The following is a 15,433-nucleotide window of genomic DNA, read 5'->3' on the forward strand; positions in this document are numbered from 1 at the left end:
CCCACGACCGTCCAGGTCCGGTACCGCACGAAGGAGAGGACCTCATGATCGATGTCACGCTGGAGTCGGTGAGCAAGCGCTTCGCGCGCGGCGGCGACACCGCAGCCGTGGACGACGTCGACATCACCATCGCCGCCGGGGAGTTCTTCACGCTGCTCGGCCCGAGCGGCTGCGGCAAGACCACCACCCTGCGCATGGTTGCCGGGTTCTACTTCCCCACCTCCGGCCGGATCCGGTTCGGCGCGGAGGACGTCACCCGCCGCCCGCCGAACAAGCGTGACACCGGCATGGTGTTCCAGAACTACGCGCTCTTCCCGCACATGAGCGTCGCGCAGAACGTCGCGTACGGGCTGAAGATCCGCAAGGTCGGCCGGGTCGAGGCACGGCGGCGGGTCGAGGAGGCACTCGGTCAGGTGCACCTCGCCGGCTACGGCGACCGGCGCATCGACGAACTCTCCGGCGGCCAGCAGCAGCGCGTCGCCCTGGCCCGGGCCCTGGTGATCCGGCCCCGCACCCTGCTGCTCGACGAGCCGCTGTCGAACCTCGACGCCAAGCTGCGCGAGGAGACCCGGGTCGAGATCCGTCGGATCCAGCGCGAGGCCGGCACCACCTCCATCTACGTCACCCACGACCAGGCCGAGGCGATGGCCATGTCGGACCGGATCGCGGTCATGCAGTCCGGCCGGGTGCAGCAGATCGGCGCCCCGCAGGAGATCTACCACCGCCCGGCGACCAGCTTCGTGGCCCGCTTCATCGGGCGCAGCAACGTGCTGAGCCTGCCGGTGGTGACCGCCGACGGGCGGACCGTCACCGTGGCGCTGCCGGGCGGCGGTGAGGTCACCGCGCCCGCCCCGGCCGACCACGGCCTGCGCCAGGGCGACACCGCGCTGGTCTCCGTCCGGCCCGAACGCATCGGGCTGACCTCCGCCACCGAGACGGGCGCGCTCTCCGGCCGGGTCACCGAGGTCGAGTTCACCGGCATGGCCACCAACCTCGTGGTCGACGTGGCCGGCGAACCGGTGCAGGTCGCCGCGATCGACGTACCGGCCGGGATCGCCGTCGGTGACCAGGTCGGGCTGCGCCTGAACCGGGACCGGATGTGGGTGGTGCGGCCGTGAGCACCATCCCCGCCACCCCCGGTCCGGCCACCGTCGCCCCGGTCACCCGGGAGCCGGCGCCGCCACCTCGTCCCCGCCGCCGCCTCGCCGACCGGTTCGCCGGCGGCACCGGCTCGCGCTGGTTCCCGTACGTGCTGGTGCTGCCCCTCGCGCTGATCCTCTTCGGGTACGTGGTGCAGCCGATGTTCGCCACCTTCGCCGAGAGCGTCGGCGTGGACGGGCCGGCCAACTACGCCAGCTTCCTCACCGGCGACGGGGTCGCCCGGTCGTCCCTGGTCACCTCGCTGATCATCTCGGCGGCGAGCGTGTTGCTCTGCGGCGTCGTCGGCGTCGCGATGGCCTTCCTGCTCAAGCGCTTCTCGTTCCCCGGTCGCAAGCTGATCGAGGCGATCATCCTGGTGCCGGCGGCGCTGCCGCCGCTGATCGGGGCGATCTCGTTCCAGCTGCTCTACAGCGAGACCGGCATCCTGCCGCGCGGGCTCCAGCAGCTCTTCGGCGCCGAGGACCCGGTCCTGCCGTTCACCGGCATCGCCGGGGTGCTGGTGGTGCACACCTTCACCATGTACCCGTACTTCTACCTCTCCGCCTCGGCCGCGCTGGCCGGGATGGACCCGTCGGTGGAGGAGGCGGCGTACAACCTGGGTGCGGGGCGGGTGCGGGTGTGGCGCACGGTGCTCCTGCCGATGCTCACCCCGGCGCTGGTCTCCGCCTCGCTGCTGGTGTTCATGACCTCGCTGGCGTCGTACACCGCTCCGCTGCTGTTCGGGGTGGACCAGACGATGACCATGCAGATCTACATCAACCGCACCAACGGCGACCTGCCGATGGCCTCCACCTACGCCTCCGTGCTCGGGGTGGTCTCCGTGCTGTTCCTGCTCGGGATGCGCTGGTACGAGGGGCGGCGCAGCTACCGCTCCCAGTCCAAGGGCGTCGCCGCGCACCGCCGCGAGATCACCAACCCGCTGGGCAAGTGGCTCGCGCTGGCCGCCTCGGTGCTGGCCACCGCGGTCCTGCTCGCCCCGGTGGCGACCATCGCGCTGGTCGCCTTCTCACAGGACGGCTCCTGGACCACCGAGGTCGTCCCCGCCGCGTACACCACGCAGAACTTCGTCACGATCTTCTCCGAGCCGGCGGCGTTCCAGCCGATCCTCAACTCGCTGCAGATGAGCCTCATCGCGACCGTCGGCTGCGTCGTGGTCGGCGTCCTCATCGCGTACGCGGTGCGCCGGCTCGACTTCCGTGGCCGTGGTCTGCTGGACGTGGCGGTCATGCTGGCCTGGGCGCTGCCCGGCACGGTGGTGGCGATCAACCTGATCTCGGCGTTCAGCACCGGCAACGCGTTCAGCTTCGGGCAGGTGCTGATCGGCACCTTCTGGATTCTGCCGCTGGCGTACTTCGTGCGGTTCCTGCCGCTGGTGTTCCGGTCCAGCTCGGCCACCCTGGCCCAGCTCGACCCCTCGCTGGAGGAGGCCGCGCGGAACCTGGGCGCGTCCTGGTGGCGGGCGTTCGGCACGGTCACCCTGCGGCTGATGCTGCCCGGTGTGCTGGCCGGCGCGCTGCTCGCCTTCGTGCACGGCGTCGGCGAGTTCGTCGCCTCGGTGCTGATCTACACCTCCGAGACCGCCCCGATCTCGGTGGAGATCAACAACCGGATGTACTCGTTCGAGGTCGGCACCGCCGCCGCGTACGGCATGCTCCAGGTCGTTCTGATCTTCGTGGTGATGGTGGTCTCCGGCCGGCTCGAAGGCGGCCGGCGCGCCGGCCGCGAGGCGGCCCGGTGGACGGCGTGAGCGCGGCCTGGCCGGCGGGCGGCGGGCTGCTGCCCGCCGCCCGGATCCCCGGCGGCGAGCTCGCGGCGGTCGCCGGGGCGGCGGACTTCGCGGTGCTGCCGGTCGGCGCGGTCGAGTGGCACGGGCCGCACCTGCCGCTGGGCACCGACCTGATCCTCGCCGAGGGCTTCGCCGCCGAGAGCGCCGTCGCCGACGCCCCGGCGACGCCGTCCGGCGACGCCGGCACGACGACGCGGGGCGCGACGCAGCGCCCGCGCGGGGTGCTCTTCCCCGCCGTGCCGTACGCGGCCTGCCCCGGCCAGACCCGGCCGTGGCCCGGCACCGTGGCGATCCGGCCCGAGATCGCGGTCGGCTATCTCGCCGACGTGATCGAGGGGATCGTCGCCGCCGGGTTCCCCCGACTCCTGATCGTCAACGGACACGATGCCAACATGTCGACGGTCCGGGCCGCGATGGAGTGGGTCTCCGGGCGGCGCCCGGCGAGCCTGTTGCTGGTCAACTGGTTCCAACTGGTCACCCCGGCGGAGACCACCGAGCTGTACGGGCCGCTGCCGGCCCGCGGGCACGGCGGCGCGTACGAGACCTCCGGGGTGCTCGGCTTCGACCCCGGCGCGGTCCGCCTCGACGCGGTCGACGACCTGCCGCCGCGGCCGAAGCTTCCGGTCACCCACCCGTACGTGCTGGTGGAGTCCCGGCCCGACCCGTGGCAGGGCTGGTCCGGGCACATCTCCCTGGCCGACGAGGGGATCGGGCGGCAGGTCCGGGAACTCGCCGGCACCCGGCTGCGGGAGGTCGTCGCCGCCTGGGTCGCGGCCCCGCTCCCCGCGCCGCCCACCGACGCGCCCCTGCCCGCCGACGCCCCGGCCCGCCGACCCGGCGGACCCGAGCCCGAGGAGGCGCCGTGACCGTCGACCGTGGACTGGACGTCGTCGACTTCCACCTGCACTTCCGCATCGGCGCGGACGAGACCGTGCGCGGCTGCGAGCACGCCGCCGGGATGCACCCCGGCGGCGAGCACGAGCGGGCCGTACGGACCGCCGCCTCCGCCCCGTACGCCCGGCAGTGGCGGCAGGCGTGGGGCTTCCCCGACCCGGAGCCGCCCGCCCCGCGCTGGCAGGACGAGGCCGACCGGTGGGCCGCCGAGCTGCGCGCGGTCGGCGTACGCCGGGCCGTCTTCGTCACCGGCGGCGGCAACGACGCGGTCGCCGACGTGGTGGACCGCCACCCCGAGCTGCTGCTCGGCTTCGCCCACCACGACCCGTACGCCCCGGACGCCGCCGCCGAGCTGGAACGCGCGGTGGTCGAGCGGGGCCTGCGGGGGCTGAAGCTCTTCGCCCCGCTGCTGCGCGGTCCGTTGGACGACGAGGACCTCGACCCGCTCTGGGGCACCGCGCAGCGCCTCGGTGTGCCCGTGCTGATCCACATCGGTCACTACGGCAGCGCCGGCGGCCTGTCCCACGGCCGGTACGGCGGCCCGGACGAGCTGGCCCGGATGGCCCGCCGCTTCCCCGAGCTGCCCGTGGTGGTGCCGCACTTCGGCGTCCAGCACGTGCAGGACCTGCTCTTCGCCGCCTGGGGCTGCCCGAACATCCACGTCGACACCTCCGGGTCCAACCAGTGGGTGCGCTGGATGCCGTACAAGCTGACGCTGGAGGAGCTGTTCCGGCGGTGCTACGAGACCATCGGGCCGCACCGCATCGTGTTCGGCAGCGACTCCTCGTGGTTCCCACGCGGCTACGTCACCCGTTACCTGGACGACCAGCTGCGCATCTGCCGCGAGCTGGGGCTGCCCGACGACCACCTCCGCGCCATCTTCGCCGGGAACGCCGAGCGCCTGCTCGGCCTGCACGACTGACCGGCTGACCACCCGGGTGCGGCGCGCGGCGCCCGCCCGGCACGGAAGGAAGTAGAGACCGTCATGAGCACACCCGCGCTGACCACCTACCAGCGGCACCACCTCAAGCCGACCTATGACCACCACGTCGGGCTCCTCTTCCCGGCGATGGTGCGGGCCAGCCAGGCCCACGTGGTGATGCTGACCGAGCAGGGGCTGGTCCCCGCCGATCGGGGCGCCCGGCTGCTGCGCGGGCTGGCCGAACTGCGCGCCGACACCAGCGGCGCGCCCGAGTTCGACGGCACCGTCGAGGACACCTACTACCTGATGGAGAAGCGGCTGGCGCAGGCGTGCGGCATCCCCACCTCCGAGCTGGACGTGCAGATGGCCCGCAGCCGCAACGACCTCGACGCCGGGGTGTTCCGGATGCTGCTGCGCGACCAGCTCCTCGGCGTCCTCGACCGGGTGCTGGCCGCCGGCACCACCGCGCTGGACTCCGCACACCGGTACGCCGACGTGGTGATCACCGGGTACACCCACCGCCGGCCGGCGCAGCCCACCACCATCGGGCACGCCCTCGCCGGCTACGCCGAGGCCCTCGCCGGGCAGGCCGTCGCCTACGCCGAGCTGATCGACCAGCTCAACACCTCGCCGCTGGGCTCGTGCGCCTTCGCGGGCACCGACCTGGACATCGCCCCCGCCCGGGTGGCCGAGCTGCTCGGCTTCGACGGCCTGGTCACCAACTCGTACGAGGCGGTGGCCGGCGCCGACCACCTGGTCCGGGTGGGCACCCTCAACGCCCAGGCCCTGGCGACCGGCGCCCGGCTGGCCCGCACCCTGATGGACTGGTTGAGCTGGCGGTGGGTGACCACGCCGGGCGACTTCACCCAGGGCAGCAGCATCATGCCGCAGAAGCGCAACCCGGTGGTGCTGGAGCACCTCGTGTCGATGGCCGGCGCCACCGCCGCCGACGCCGCCTCGGTGCTGAACAACGTGGGTGCCGCCTGGTGGGAGGACTCCAACAACGCCACCACCGACGTGCAGGTGCGGCTCTGGGACAGCAACGACCGCACCGACCGCTTCTTCGCCCTGCTCGGTGGCTTCCTCGCCGAGATCGCGCCGCTGGAGCCGCCGTCGGCCGAGGAGATCGTCGCCTCCGGCGCCACCACCACCGCCGCAGCCGATGCGCTGACCCGGCACGGGGTGCCGTTCCGGGCCGCGCACTCGGTGGTCGGCCGGCTGGTCCGGGGCGGCGCACCGGGCACCTGGACCGCGCAGGGCGTCCGGGCCGCGGCCGAGGGGATCGCCGACGGGCTCGACGACGCGGCCGTCGCCGACCTGATCGCCGCTGCGGTCCGCCCCGAGCTGGTGCTCGACCGCGCCCAGGTCGACGGTCCCGGCGCCGCCGCCGTACGCGCCCAGGTGGCGGTGCTGCGCGGCACGTTCGACACGGTCGCCGGCCGGCTGGCCGGGGTCCGCGCCCGCCTGGCCGCCGCTGACGAGGCGCTGGACGCGGTCGCCGCGCAGGGGGCGGCCCGATGAGCGGGCGGCACGTGCCCGCCGGCGCCGCCGGGGTGGTCCGGTGAGCGTACGACTGGCCGGTCGGGCCACCCGGTCCGCGTCGCCGGACGGCGAGGCGGCGGTGCTGCTCGGCATCGACTTCGGCGGCACCAAGATGGCGGTGGGGGTGGCCGACGGCGAAGGTCGGCTGCTGGCCCGCGAGCGCGTCCCGACGTACGCCGAGCGGGGTGCGCCGCAGGCCCTGGAGCGCGCCCTGGACCTGGCCGCGCGGCTGGTGGGGGAGGTCGGCGCGCCGGTCGCGGCGGCCGGGATCGCCTCGCCCGGCGTGGTCCGCGCCGACGGCATCGACCTGGCCCCGAACGTGCCCGGGTGGGACGGGCTGCGCCTCGCCGACGCCGTCCGTGACCGGCTGAGCGTGCCGCTGGTGGCGGTCGACAACGACCTCAACGCCGCCGCCCTGGCCGAGCTGCGGCTCGGCGCGCTCCGCGACGCCGACCCCGGGCTGGTGGTCGGCCTGGGCACCGGTGTCGCGGCGGCGGTGACGGTCCGGGGAGCGGTGCTCGCCGGTCACCACGGCGCGGCCGGCGAGATCGGATACGCCGTGGCGGGCGGCCCGTGGCCGGGCACCATGCTGGAGCTGGACTTCTCCGGCCGGGCGCTGGACCGGCTCGCCGACTCGCTCGGGGTGCCGGGCGGTGCGCCGGGTCTGGCCGCCGCCGCCGAACGGCCCGGACCGGCCCGCGACGCGCTGACCGCCCGGGTGGACGAGCTGGCCCGGCACCTGGTGACCTGCTGCCTGCTGCTCGACCCGCAGCGGGTGGTGCTGGTCGGTGGGGTGGCCGGCAGCGCGCTGATCCGGGGCATGCTGGGGGAGCGGATGGCGGCGGTGCTGCCGTATCCGCCGGAGGTGGTGCTGTCCCGCTTCGCGGACGACGCCGCCCTGCTGGGGGCGGTCATCCTCGCCCGGGAGGCGGTGCCGACCCCCCGCTGACGGAACCGTCGCCCGGCTGCCCGGCCGGGCAGCCGGGTCAGGGTGTCCAGTCGCGGCGGAGCAGGCCGTAGACCACCATGTCGGCGAAGCCGTCGCCGTCGTACTCGCGTTCCCGCTGGGTGCCCTCGTGCACGAAGCCGCACGCCTCGGCGGTCCGCCGCATGGCGGTGTTGCTCGCCAGCGTCTCCAGTTCGAGGCGGCGCAGGTTCCGGTTGCGGAAGCCGTACCGGCAGAGCAGCCGGATCACCTCGGTCCCGTAGCCCTGGCCGCGGACCTCGGGCAGCAGGGTGATGCCGAGGTGGGCGTACCGGTTGAAGGCGTTGATGCCCCAGAGCGAGCAGTTGCCCAGGAACCTGCCGTCGGCCACGGCCTCGGCCAGCAGCGGCACCCGGGTCTCGCCGTTCGGGGGCTCGGTGACCTGCCGGAGCAGCCGGGCCCGGACCTGCTCGACGTGGTGCGGCACGAACGGGTCGCCGTCGGTGATCAGGTGCAGTTCGGGGTCGGCGTGCAGGCGGAACAGGTCGGGCGCGTCGTCGGGGGTGGGTGGACGCAGCCGCACCCGTTCGCTGGTGAACACCGGCGTGACGCTAACAGCCGGCGCGTCGGTCCTCGACCGGATTACGGGCGCGGGGAGAGGTCCCGCAGGACCGCCGCGAACGCCCGCGTCTGCTCCCGCCGCCGCCGCGCGGAGGCGTCCGGGTTGGCCAGGGTGATGGCCGCCTTCCACAGGGCCCAGCCCCGGGCGCGCCGCCAGGTGTCGTCGTCGAGACCGACCGCCCGGCGGAACCCCGGTCGCGTCCCGTCGTCGAGGTGGGTGAACGCGATGACGAGGTCGCACGCCGGGTCGCCGACACCGGCGCAGCCGAAGTCGAGCACGCCGGCGAGGCGGCCGTCGGTGACCAGGATGTTGTCGGCGGCCAGGTCGCCGTGGAACCAGACCGGCGGGCGCGGCCACCGGGAGGCCACCGCCTCGTCGAGCACCCGGTCGGTGGCGGGGGACCGCGCGTCCAGCGCCGAGACGGCCGCCCGCGCCTCGGTCGCGTAGAACGCGAAGGGCCCGCCGCGGTGTGCGGTCTCCGGGCCGGGGCGGGGCGCGTCGTCCGTCGGCACGCCCCGCAACTCGACCAGGAAGGACGCCAGCTCGGTGGCGAGCGCCGCCGGGTCGGCGACGTCGGCCCGGGAGAGCACCTCCCCGTCCCGCCACGCGTTGACCGACCAGGCGAACGGATAGCCGAGTGCGGGGCGGCCGAGGGCCACGGGCTCCGGCACCGGGACCGACAGGTGCCTCGCCAGGTACGGCAGCCAGCGGCTCTCCTTGCCGATCTGGTGCGCGTAGCCGGCGGCGCTGGGCAGCCGGACGCTGAGCCGGTCACCGAGCCGGAAGGTGCGGTTGTCCCAGCCCTGCGGTGACGCGGCGACGACCGGCAGGTCGGCCCACCGGGGGAACTGGTCCGCGATCAACCGGGCGGCGAGCGTCTCGTCGAGCGCGGGTCCCAGGGCCATGTCCGGGTCAGCCCTTCTCCGCGCCCTCGTTGGCGCCCCGCACGAAGTACCGCTGGAAGATCACGAACAGGACGGCCACCGGGATGGTGGCCAGCAGCGCCGCGCCGAGCTTCAGCGGATACTGGGTGCCCTTGCCGAGTGAGCCGCTGACCAGGTCGGCCAGGCCGCGGGGCAGGGTGAACAGCCCCGGGTCCTGCACGGCCACGAGGCTGTGCGGGAACTCGTTCCAGGAGCCCTGGAACGACAGGATGGTCAGCGTGATCAGCGCCGGCCGGGCCATCGGCAGCACCACGGACCAGAAGGTGCGGAACACGCCGGCCCCGTCGATCCGGGCCGCCTCCTCGACGCTGGCCGGCACCGACTCGAAGAACTGCTTCATGATGAACACCCCGGCCGCGTCCGCCAGCAGCGGCACCACCAGGCCCGCGTAGCTGTCGTAGAGGCCGAGCTGCTTGAGCACCAGGAACTTGGGGATCAGCAGCACCACGCCGGGCACCGCCATCACCGCGATGACGGCGGCGAAGAGCCCGTTGCGGCCCCGGAAGCGCAGCCGGGCCAGCGCATAGCCGGCGAGCGAGTCGAAGAAGACCCGGCCGAGGGTGACCAGCACGGTGACCAGCAGCGAGTTGCCCAGCCAGAGCGGGAAGTTGGTGCCTTCGAAGATCCGTTCGAAGCCGGCCAGCGAGAGCGGGTGCGGCACCGGCGAGAGCGGGTTCGCCGCCGCGTCCGGCTCGGTCTTGAGGGAGTTGCCGATCTGGATGACGAAGGGATAGAGGAAGACCAGCCCGAAGAAGATCAGGGTGGCGTACCCGAGGAACCGGTTGACCAGGACGCGGGACCCACGGCCCGCGCGGGGCCGGGTGGCCGCCGGGGCCGGCGGCCGGTCTGCCAGGACGGCCATGTCAGGACCCTTCCGGTACGCGTCGCCGCCACCAGCCGCGCCGAGGGCCGTCGGTGTCCCGGTCGGCCATCACCCGCCGCTGGACCAGCGTGAGCACGATGATGATCAGGAACAGCACGAACGAGATCGCCGCGCCGGAGCCGTAGTCGAAGTCGCGGAACGCGGTCCGGTACGACAGGTAGGCCGGGGTGAGCGTGGTCTTGGCCGGCTCGCCCTGGCTCATCACGTACACCTGGTCGAAGACCTGCCAGGAACCGATCAGGCCGAGGGTGAGCACCAGGAAGGTGGTCGGCTTGATCATCGGCAGGGTGACGTACCGGAACCGCTGCCACCGGGACGCCCCGTCCAGAATGCTCGCCTCGTCCAGCGCCTCCGGGACGTTCTGCAGCGCGGCGAGGAACATCAGCATGAAGGTGCCCGAGGTGGTCCAGACGACCAGGCTGATGATCGAGATCATCGCGACGCTCGGTCCGGAGAGCCAGTCCCACCAGCTCAGCCCGAACGGGCCGCCGCCGGTCAGCGCGGCGGGCGGGGAGTCCACCCCGACCGTGCCGAGCAGCAGGTGCAGCACCCCCCGGGAGTCGGCGAACCACTGCGGCCCACGGATGCCGAAGATGCTCAGCAGCGCGTTCACCGCGCCGGAGTTGGCGAACAGGAAGAGGAAGACCACGCTGATCGCCACCGAGCTGGTGACCGACGGGAAGTAGAACGCGGTCCGGAAGAACCCCTTCCCCTTGAGCATCCGGTTGTTGACCACCAGGGCGAGGGCGAGAGCGAGCACCGTCTGCGTCGGCACCACGAGCGCCACGTAGTAGATGTTGTTCCGGATGCTGGTCATGAAGTCGCGGCGGGCCAGCCCGTCCTCGGTGAACAGCCGGGTGTAGTTGTCGGCGCCGACGAGCGGCACCTTCGCGGTGAACGGGCTGCCCTGCCCGTTCCAGTCGGTGAGGCTCACCCATGCCGCCATCAGGATCGGCAGCAGCAGGAACAGCCCGAGGATCACGATCACGGGTGCGACGAAGAGCCAGCCGGCGACGTTCTCGTTGCCGCGGATGCCGCGTCCCCGGCGGCGCGGGGGGCCGCCCCGCGCGGTGGCGGGTGCGGTCAGTGCTTCGGTTGCCATCTCCCCTCCTCCCTCCGGTCGGAGGTGGAAGGAGGGGCCCCGGTGGACCGGGGCCCCTCCTCACACCTCAGCCGCCGAGCGCCGCCTTGGCGTTCTTGTCGAAGTTCTGGAGCACGGTCTTCGGGTCCTTGGTCGCCAGCCCCTGCAGGCCGGTGTCCAGGTCACCGAGGACGCTGTCCATCTTGGGGGCGTTCACCGGGCCCTGGGCATAGCCGGCGCCGTCGATGAACGGCTTGTCGGCCGGGAACGCCGAGGTGTACTCGCCCTGGACCGACTGCCGGGAGGGCATCACGCCGAACGCCTTGGCGAAGCTCATCTGCTGCTCGCCGCTCGTCATCGCCTCGACGAACTTGATCGCCTGCTCCTTGTGCGTCGACTTCGCGGCGATGCCCCAGCAGTTGGTGAAGGAGAGCGTGCCCGGCCCCTTCGGGCCGGCGGGCAGCGGGACGACCTTGTACTTCACGTTCGGGAAGTCGTTCTGCAGGGCACCCTTGATCCAGTTGCCCTCGATGGTCATCACCGCCTTGCCCTTGCCGAACGCCTCACCGGACCAGCCGGCGTCGAGCTGCTTGGGGAAGCGCGCGTAGCCGCTGGTGAGCAGGGACTTGACGTACTGGAGGGCGGCCAGGTTCTCCGGGCTGTCCGCGGTGGGCTGCTTGCCGTCCTTGCTCAGCAACCAGCCGCCGTTCTGCACCAGGAACGCGCCGATCCGGTCCCGGGTGTCGCCGAGCGCCAGCGGCACCAGGCCCTTGGCCTTGATCTTCTGGCTGGTCGCGGTGAGCTGGTCCCAGGTGGTCGGCACGTCGGCGTCGGTCAGCCCGGCCTTCGTCCAGAGGTCGGTGTTGATCTCCAGCGCGAGGGTGGAGAAGTCCTTGGGCGCGCAGTAGAACTTGCCGTCGTAGGTGAAGGCGGTGCGCAGGCTCTCGTAGAAGTCGTCCGGCTTGCTGATCTTGTCGCCGTACGGCTCCAGCGCGCCCACACTGGCGTAGTCGGCGAACCGGCTGGCGTCGACGTAGAAGACGTCCGGCGGGGTGCCACCGGCGAGCGCCTGGCCGAGCTGCTGGGTGAGGTCCTGGGCCGGGGTGACGGTGGCCTGGTTGCCCGAGGAGGACGCCCACTTCGCCGCCGCCGCCTGGACCGCCTTGGTCTCCGCGTCGCCGGAGGAACCGATCAGGATCTGCAGGTTCGCCGGGCCGCTGGACTGCTTGGCGTCGCCGGAGGAGTTGTCGAAGCCGTTGCCGCAGGCGGCGGAGGCGAGCAGGGTGACGGCGGCGAGGCCGGCCACCGCCGCCCGGGTGAGGGATCGGGATGCCATCTGAATCTCCTGGTGGGGGATACGGGGGGTCACGCGGTGTGCCGCAGCACCAGCGCGGGCTGGAGCAGCACGTGGGGGTTGGTCGGTTGGCCGTCGAGCACGCCGGTGAGCAGCTCGACGCAGCGGGCGGCGGCTGCCGCGAGCGGTTGGCTGACGCTGGTCAGCCCGACCGCGGCGGCGACCGGGGTGTCGTCGAAGCCGATGACCGCGGCCGGGGTGCCGGTGTCCCGGACGGCCTGGAGGGCGCCGAGGGCGAGCGAGTCGCTGGCACAGACCACCGCGGTCGGCGGTTCGGCGGTGGTGAGCAGGGCGCGCATCTCCCGCTCGCCGGCCGCGATGCCGTCCTCGGTGGACCGGCGCAGGTCGGCCGCGTCGATGCCGGCCGCCGCCATGGTCGTACGCCAGCCGGTGTGCCGGTCGTCGCCGACGCCGGAGCCGGTCGGCCAGCCGATGAAGGCGATCCGGCGGTGGCCGGTGTCCAGCAGCCGTCGGGTGGCCTGGGCCGTGCCGTCGGCGTTGTCCACGTCGACCCAGGGGTGGCTCTCGGGGGCGTCCCAGGGGCGACCGAACGTCACGAAGGGCACCTCCCGGCCGGCGAGCCAGGCCGTGCGGGGGTCGCCGTGCTTGGTGCCGGTGAGTACGAAGGCGTCCAGGTCGTACGCGCCGAGCAGGTCGTCGTAGGTGGCGATCTCCTGGTTGTCGTCGCCGGCGGTGTAGAGCATGACCCGGTAGCCGGCCGCGTCGGCGGTCTCGGTGAGCCCGTGCAGGAACCGGTCGAGCACCGAGCCGTTGATGCCGTCCCGGGTCGGCTCGATCCGGACGGCGATCAGTCGGCTGCGTCCGGTGCGCATCTGCCGGGCGGCCTGGTTGGCGCGGTAGCCGAGGGCGGTGATCGCCTCCTGCACCCGACGCCGGGTGTCCTCGCGGACGATGTGCGGCGCGTTGAGCACGTTGGAGACCGTCTGCCGGCTCACCTGGGCATGCCGGGCCACCGTCGCGATGGTCACCTTTTCTGACACTTGATCCCTCTCGCCGCCTTGAACGATCCAACTCCGATGAGGCAGGATTAGATCGTTCAAAGTTTCTGGAATGTTTCGCACTTTGCACCCCGCCGGGACGATCTGTCAAGACATCCGTTCCGGGCACCTCGCACCACCGAGCACCCCTGGAGCCCCCCGTGTCCGAACGCCACCTGCAACCCCTGCTGAACGACCTGGTCGGCGCGGTCCACGCCCCCACCAGCGCGCTGGGTGACGCGGCCGGGCAGATCCGCCCGGCCGGCGTACAGGGCGTCTTCCACGCCGACGCCCGGGTGCTCTCCCGGGCCGAGCTGCGCGTCGACGACCGGGAGCCCGAAGCGCTCGCCCAGGGCGCGGCCGGACCGCACGGCACCCGCTTCGTCGCGCTCGCCCGCTGGCTCGGCGACCCGGGACCCGACCCGACCGTCCGGATCGAACGCACCCGGCACGCGGACCCGCACGGCGTCACCGAGGAACTGCGCGTCGTCTCCACCGCCGCGCTGCCGGTCCGCGCCACGGTCAGCGTCGACCTCGGCTGCGACCTCGCCCCGATCGAGCTGGTCAAGTCCGGCGCGACCGGCACGCCGCTGACGGCCCGCACCGAGGGGCCCGGCCGGCTGGACTGGACCGGCGACGGCATCACCGTGACGGTCACCGCGCCGGCGGCCACCGTCGACGCCACCGACGGACGCGCCACCGCCCCCCGGCTCAGCTGGCCCGTCGCGCTCGCGCCGCGCGGCGAGGTGACCCTGCGCTGGGGGCTGACCGTGACCGACCCCCGCGCCGTGGTGGTCGCCCCGCCCGCCGAGCCGGCCTGGTCGCGCCCCGAGGTCCGCGCCGACGACCGCCGCCTCGTCCGGCTGCTCGACCGGTCCCTGGCCGACCTGCGCGGGCTGCGCCTGGCCGACCCCGCCCACCCGCAGGACGTCTTCCTCGGCGCCGGTGTGCCCTGGTTCCTCACCCTGTTCGGCCGGGACAGCCTCTGGGCCGCCCGGATGATGCTGCCGCTCGGCACCGAGCTGGCCGCCGGCACGCTGCGGGTGCTCGCCCGTCGGCAGGGCACCCGGGTCGACCCGGCCACCGGCGAGGCACCCGGCAAGATCCTGCACGAGCTGCGCCGGCACGAGTTCGCCCCCGGCGAGGGCCTGCGCCTCCCACCCGCCTACTACGGCACGGTCGACGCCACCATGCTCTGGGTCAGCCTGCTGCACGACGCGTGGCGCTGGGGCCTGGCCGCCGACCAGGTCGCACCGCTGCTGCCGCACCTGGAGGCCGCGCTCGGCTGGCTCGGCGAGCATGCCGACGCCGACGGTGACGGCCTCGTCGAGTACGTCGACACCACCGGACACGGCCTGGCCAACCAGGGCTGGAAGGACTCCGGCGACGCGGTCCGCTTCCGGGACGGCCGGATCGCGCAGTCGCCCATCGTCCTGGCCGAGGTGCAGGGGTACGCGTACCAGGCGGCGGTGCACGGCGCCGACCTGCTCGACGCGTTCGACCGGCCCGGCGCCGACCGCTGGCGCGGGTACGCCGACCGGCTGGCCCACCGGTTCCGCGCGGCGTTCTGGGTCGACGGCCGGTACGGCCCCCAGCCCGCGCTCGCCCTGGACCGGGACAAGCGCCCGGTCGACTCCCTGACCAGCAACATCGGCCACCTGCTCGGCACCGGCCTGCTGTCGGACGAGGAGTCGGCACAGGTGGCGGCGCTGCTGGCCACCGACGCCCTGGCCGGTGGGTTCGGGCTGCGCACCATGTCCCGCGACGACGCCGGGTTCAGCCCGCTGTCGTACCACTGCGGCTCCGTCTGGGCGCACGACACCGCGATCGTCCTCGGCGGCCTGGCCCGGGCCGGCCACCACGGGCCCGCCCTGCGTCTCGCCGACGGCCTGCTCGCCGCCGCGGAGGCGTTCGACTACCGCCTCCCCGAGCTGTACGGCGGCGACGACCGGGACACGCTCGGCCGTCCCGTGCCGTACCCGGCGGCGTGCAAGCCGCAGGCCTGGTCGGCCGCGGCCGCGGTGCTGCTGCTCCAGGCGGCCACCGGCGTCTACCCGGACGTGCCGGCCGGCACGGTGCACCTCGCCCCGCTCGCCGGGTCCGACCTCGGCGCGATCGCCGCCGCCGGGCTGCGCATCGCCGACCGGGCGGTCACGGTCACGGTCGACCGGACCGGCGCCGCCTCGCTCACCGGCCTGCCCGCCGACGTCCGGGTGACCGGCGGTGAGCGGACGGCGATTCCCGCCCCACGGTCGGCGCCCACCCACGCGCTGCGCTGACTCCCCGCCGCCGGCACCTCCGGCCCGGAGACTTGAAGAATT

Annotated in this window: 13 protein-coding genes; 7 read left to right on the forward strand and 6 right to left on the reverse strand. The window is 73.6% G+C overall.

Annotated elements, in window-relative coordinates:
• Window positions 1-44 precede the first annotated feature (44 nt).
• The 6 genes from ABUL08_RS07340 (at window position 45) to ABUL08_RS07365 (ending at window position 7,254) form a co-directional block, all read left to right on the forward strand.
• Window positions 45-1,118 carry an ABC transporter ATP-binding protein gene (locus ABUL08_RS07340; protein ID WP_350935762.1) on the forward strand — a complete coding sequence of 358 codons (1,074 nt, stop codon included), beginning with the start codon at window positions 45-47 and terminating at the stop codon, window positions 1,116-1,118.
• Window positions 1,115-2,908 carry an ABC transporter permease gene (locus ABUL08_RS07345; RefSeq protein ID WP_350935764.1) on the forward strand — a complete coding sequence of 598 codons (1,794 nt, stop codon included), beginning with the start codon at window positions 1,115-1,117 and terminating at the stop codon, window positions 2,906-2,908. The genes ABUL08_RS07340 and ABUL08_RS07345 overlap by 4 nt, the downstream gene beginning before the upstream one ends.
• A complete protein-coding gene (locus tag ABUL08_RS07350; protein ID WP_350935767.1) occupies window positions 2,905-3,813 on the forward strand; it encodes a creatininase family protein in 909 nt (302 codons plus the stop codon). The genes ABUL08_RS07345 and ABUL08_RS07350 overlap by 4 nt, the downstream gene beginning before the upstream one ends.
• The gene (locus ABUL08_RS07355; RefSeq protein ID WP_350935769.1) at window positions 3,810-4,763 is read left to right on the forward strand and encodes an amidohydrolase family protein; all 954 of its coding nucleotides are present in this window, start codon (window positions 3,810-3,812) and stop codon (window positions 4,761-4,763) included. The genes ABUL08_RS07350 and ABUL08_RS07355 overlap by 4 nt, the downstream gene beginning before the upstream one ends.
• 63 nt (window positions 4,764-4,826) lie before the next feature.
• Window positions 4,827-6,284: a lyase family protein gene (locus ABUL08_RS07360; RefSeq protein WP_350935772.1), complete on the forward strand. Its 1,458-nt coding sequence runs from the start codon at window positions 4,827-4,829 to the stop codon at window positions 6,282-6,284.
• Between the two features lie 40 nt (window positions 6,285-6,324).
• Window positions 6,325-7,254 carry an ROK family protein gene (locus tag ABUL08_RS07365; protein ID WP_350935774.1) on the forward strand — a complete coding sequence of 310 codons (930 nt, stop codon included), beginning with the start codon at window positions 6,325-6,327 and terminating at the stop codon, window positions 7,252-7,254.
• 37 nt (window positions 7,255-7,291) lie between these two features.
• On the opposite strand, the gene ABUL08_RS07370 is transcribed toward ABUL08_RS07365, so the two are convergent.
• The 6 genes from ABUL08_RS07370 to ABUL08_RS07395 all read right to left on the reverse strand — a co-directional run bounded on the left by ABUL08_RS07370 (window position 7,292) and on the right by ABUL08_RS07395 (window position 13,103).
• Window positions 7,292-7,831, reverse strand: a complete 540-nt coding sequence (locus ABUL08_RS07370; protein ID WP_350935776.1) for a GNAT family N-acetyltransferase — start codon at window positions 7,829-7,831, stop codon at window positions 7,292-7,294.
• Between the two features lie 41 nt (window positions 7,832-7,872).
• Entirely contained in the window at window positions 7,873-8,757 is an 885-nt protein-coding gene (locus ABUL08_RS07375) for an aminoglycoside phosphotransferase family protein (RefSeq protein ID WP_350935778.1), read from the reverse strand.
• A 7-nt stretch (window positions 8,758-8,764) separates the two neighbouring features.
• Window positions 8,765-9,658, reverse strand: a complete 894-nt coding sequence (locus ABUL08_RS07380) for a carbohydrate ABC transporter permease (protein WP_350935780.1) — start codon at window positions 9,656-9,658, stop codon at window positions 8,765-8,767.
• A 1-nt stretch (window position 9,659) separates the two neighbouring features.
• Window positions 9,660-10,781 (reverse strand): carbohydrate ABC transporter permease, encoded by a 1,122-nt coding sequence (locus tag ABUL08_RS07385; protein ID WP_350935781.1) that lies wholly within the window; start codon window positions 10,779-10,781, stop codon window positions 9,660-9,662.
• 67 nt (window positions 10,782-10,848) lie between these two features.
• Window positions 10,849-12,096, reverse strand: a complete 1,248-nt coding sequence (locus ABUL08_RS07390; protein WP_350935783.1) for a sugar ABC transporter substrate-binding protein — start codon at window positions 12,094-12,096, stop codon at window positions 10,849-10,851.
• 29 nt (window positions 12,097-12,125) lie between these two features.
• A complete protein-coding gene (locus tag ABUL08_RS07395; protein ID WP_350935785.1) occupies window positions 12,126-13,103 on the reverse strand; it encodes a LacI family DNA-binding transcriptional regulator in 978 nt (325 codons plus the stop codon).
• A 170-nt stretch (window positions 13,104-13,273) separates the two neighbouring features.
• On the opposite strand from ABUL08_RS07395, the gene ABUL08_RS07400 reads away from it, so the two are divergent.
• On the forward strand, window positions 13,274-15,391 hold the full coding sequence (locus ABUL08_RS07400; protein WP_350935787.1) for an amylo-alpha-1,6-glucosidase: 2,118 nt from the start codon (window positions 13,274-13,276) through the stop codon (window positions 15,389-15,391).
• The last annotated feature ends 42 nt before the right edge of the window (window positions 15,392-15,433 follow it).

The sequence above is a fragment of the Micromonospora sp. CCTCC AA 2012012 genome (assembly GCF_040499845.1).
Lineage (GTDB): Bacteria > Actinomycetota > Actinomycetes > Mycobacteriales > Micromonosporaceae > Micromonospora > Micromonospora mangrovi.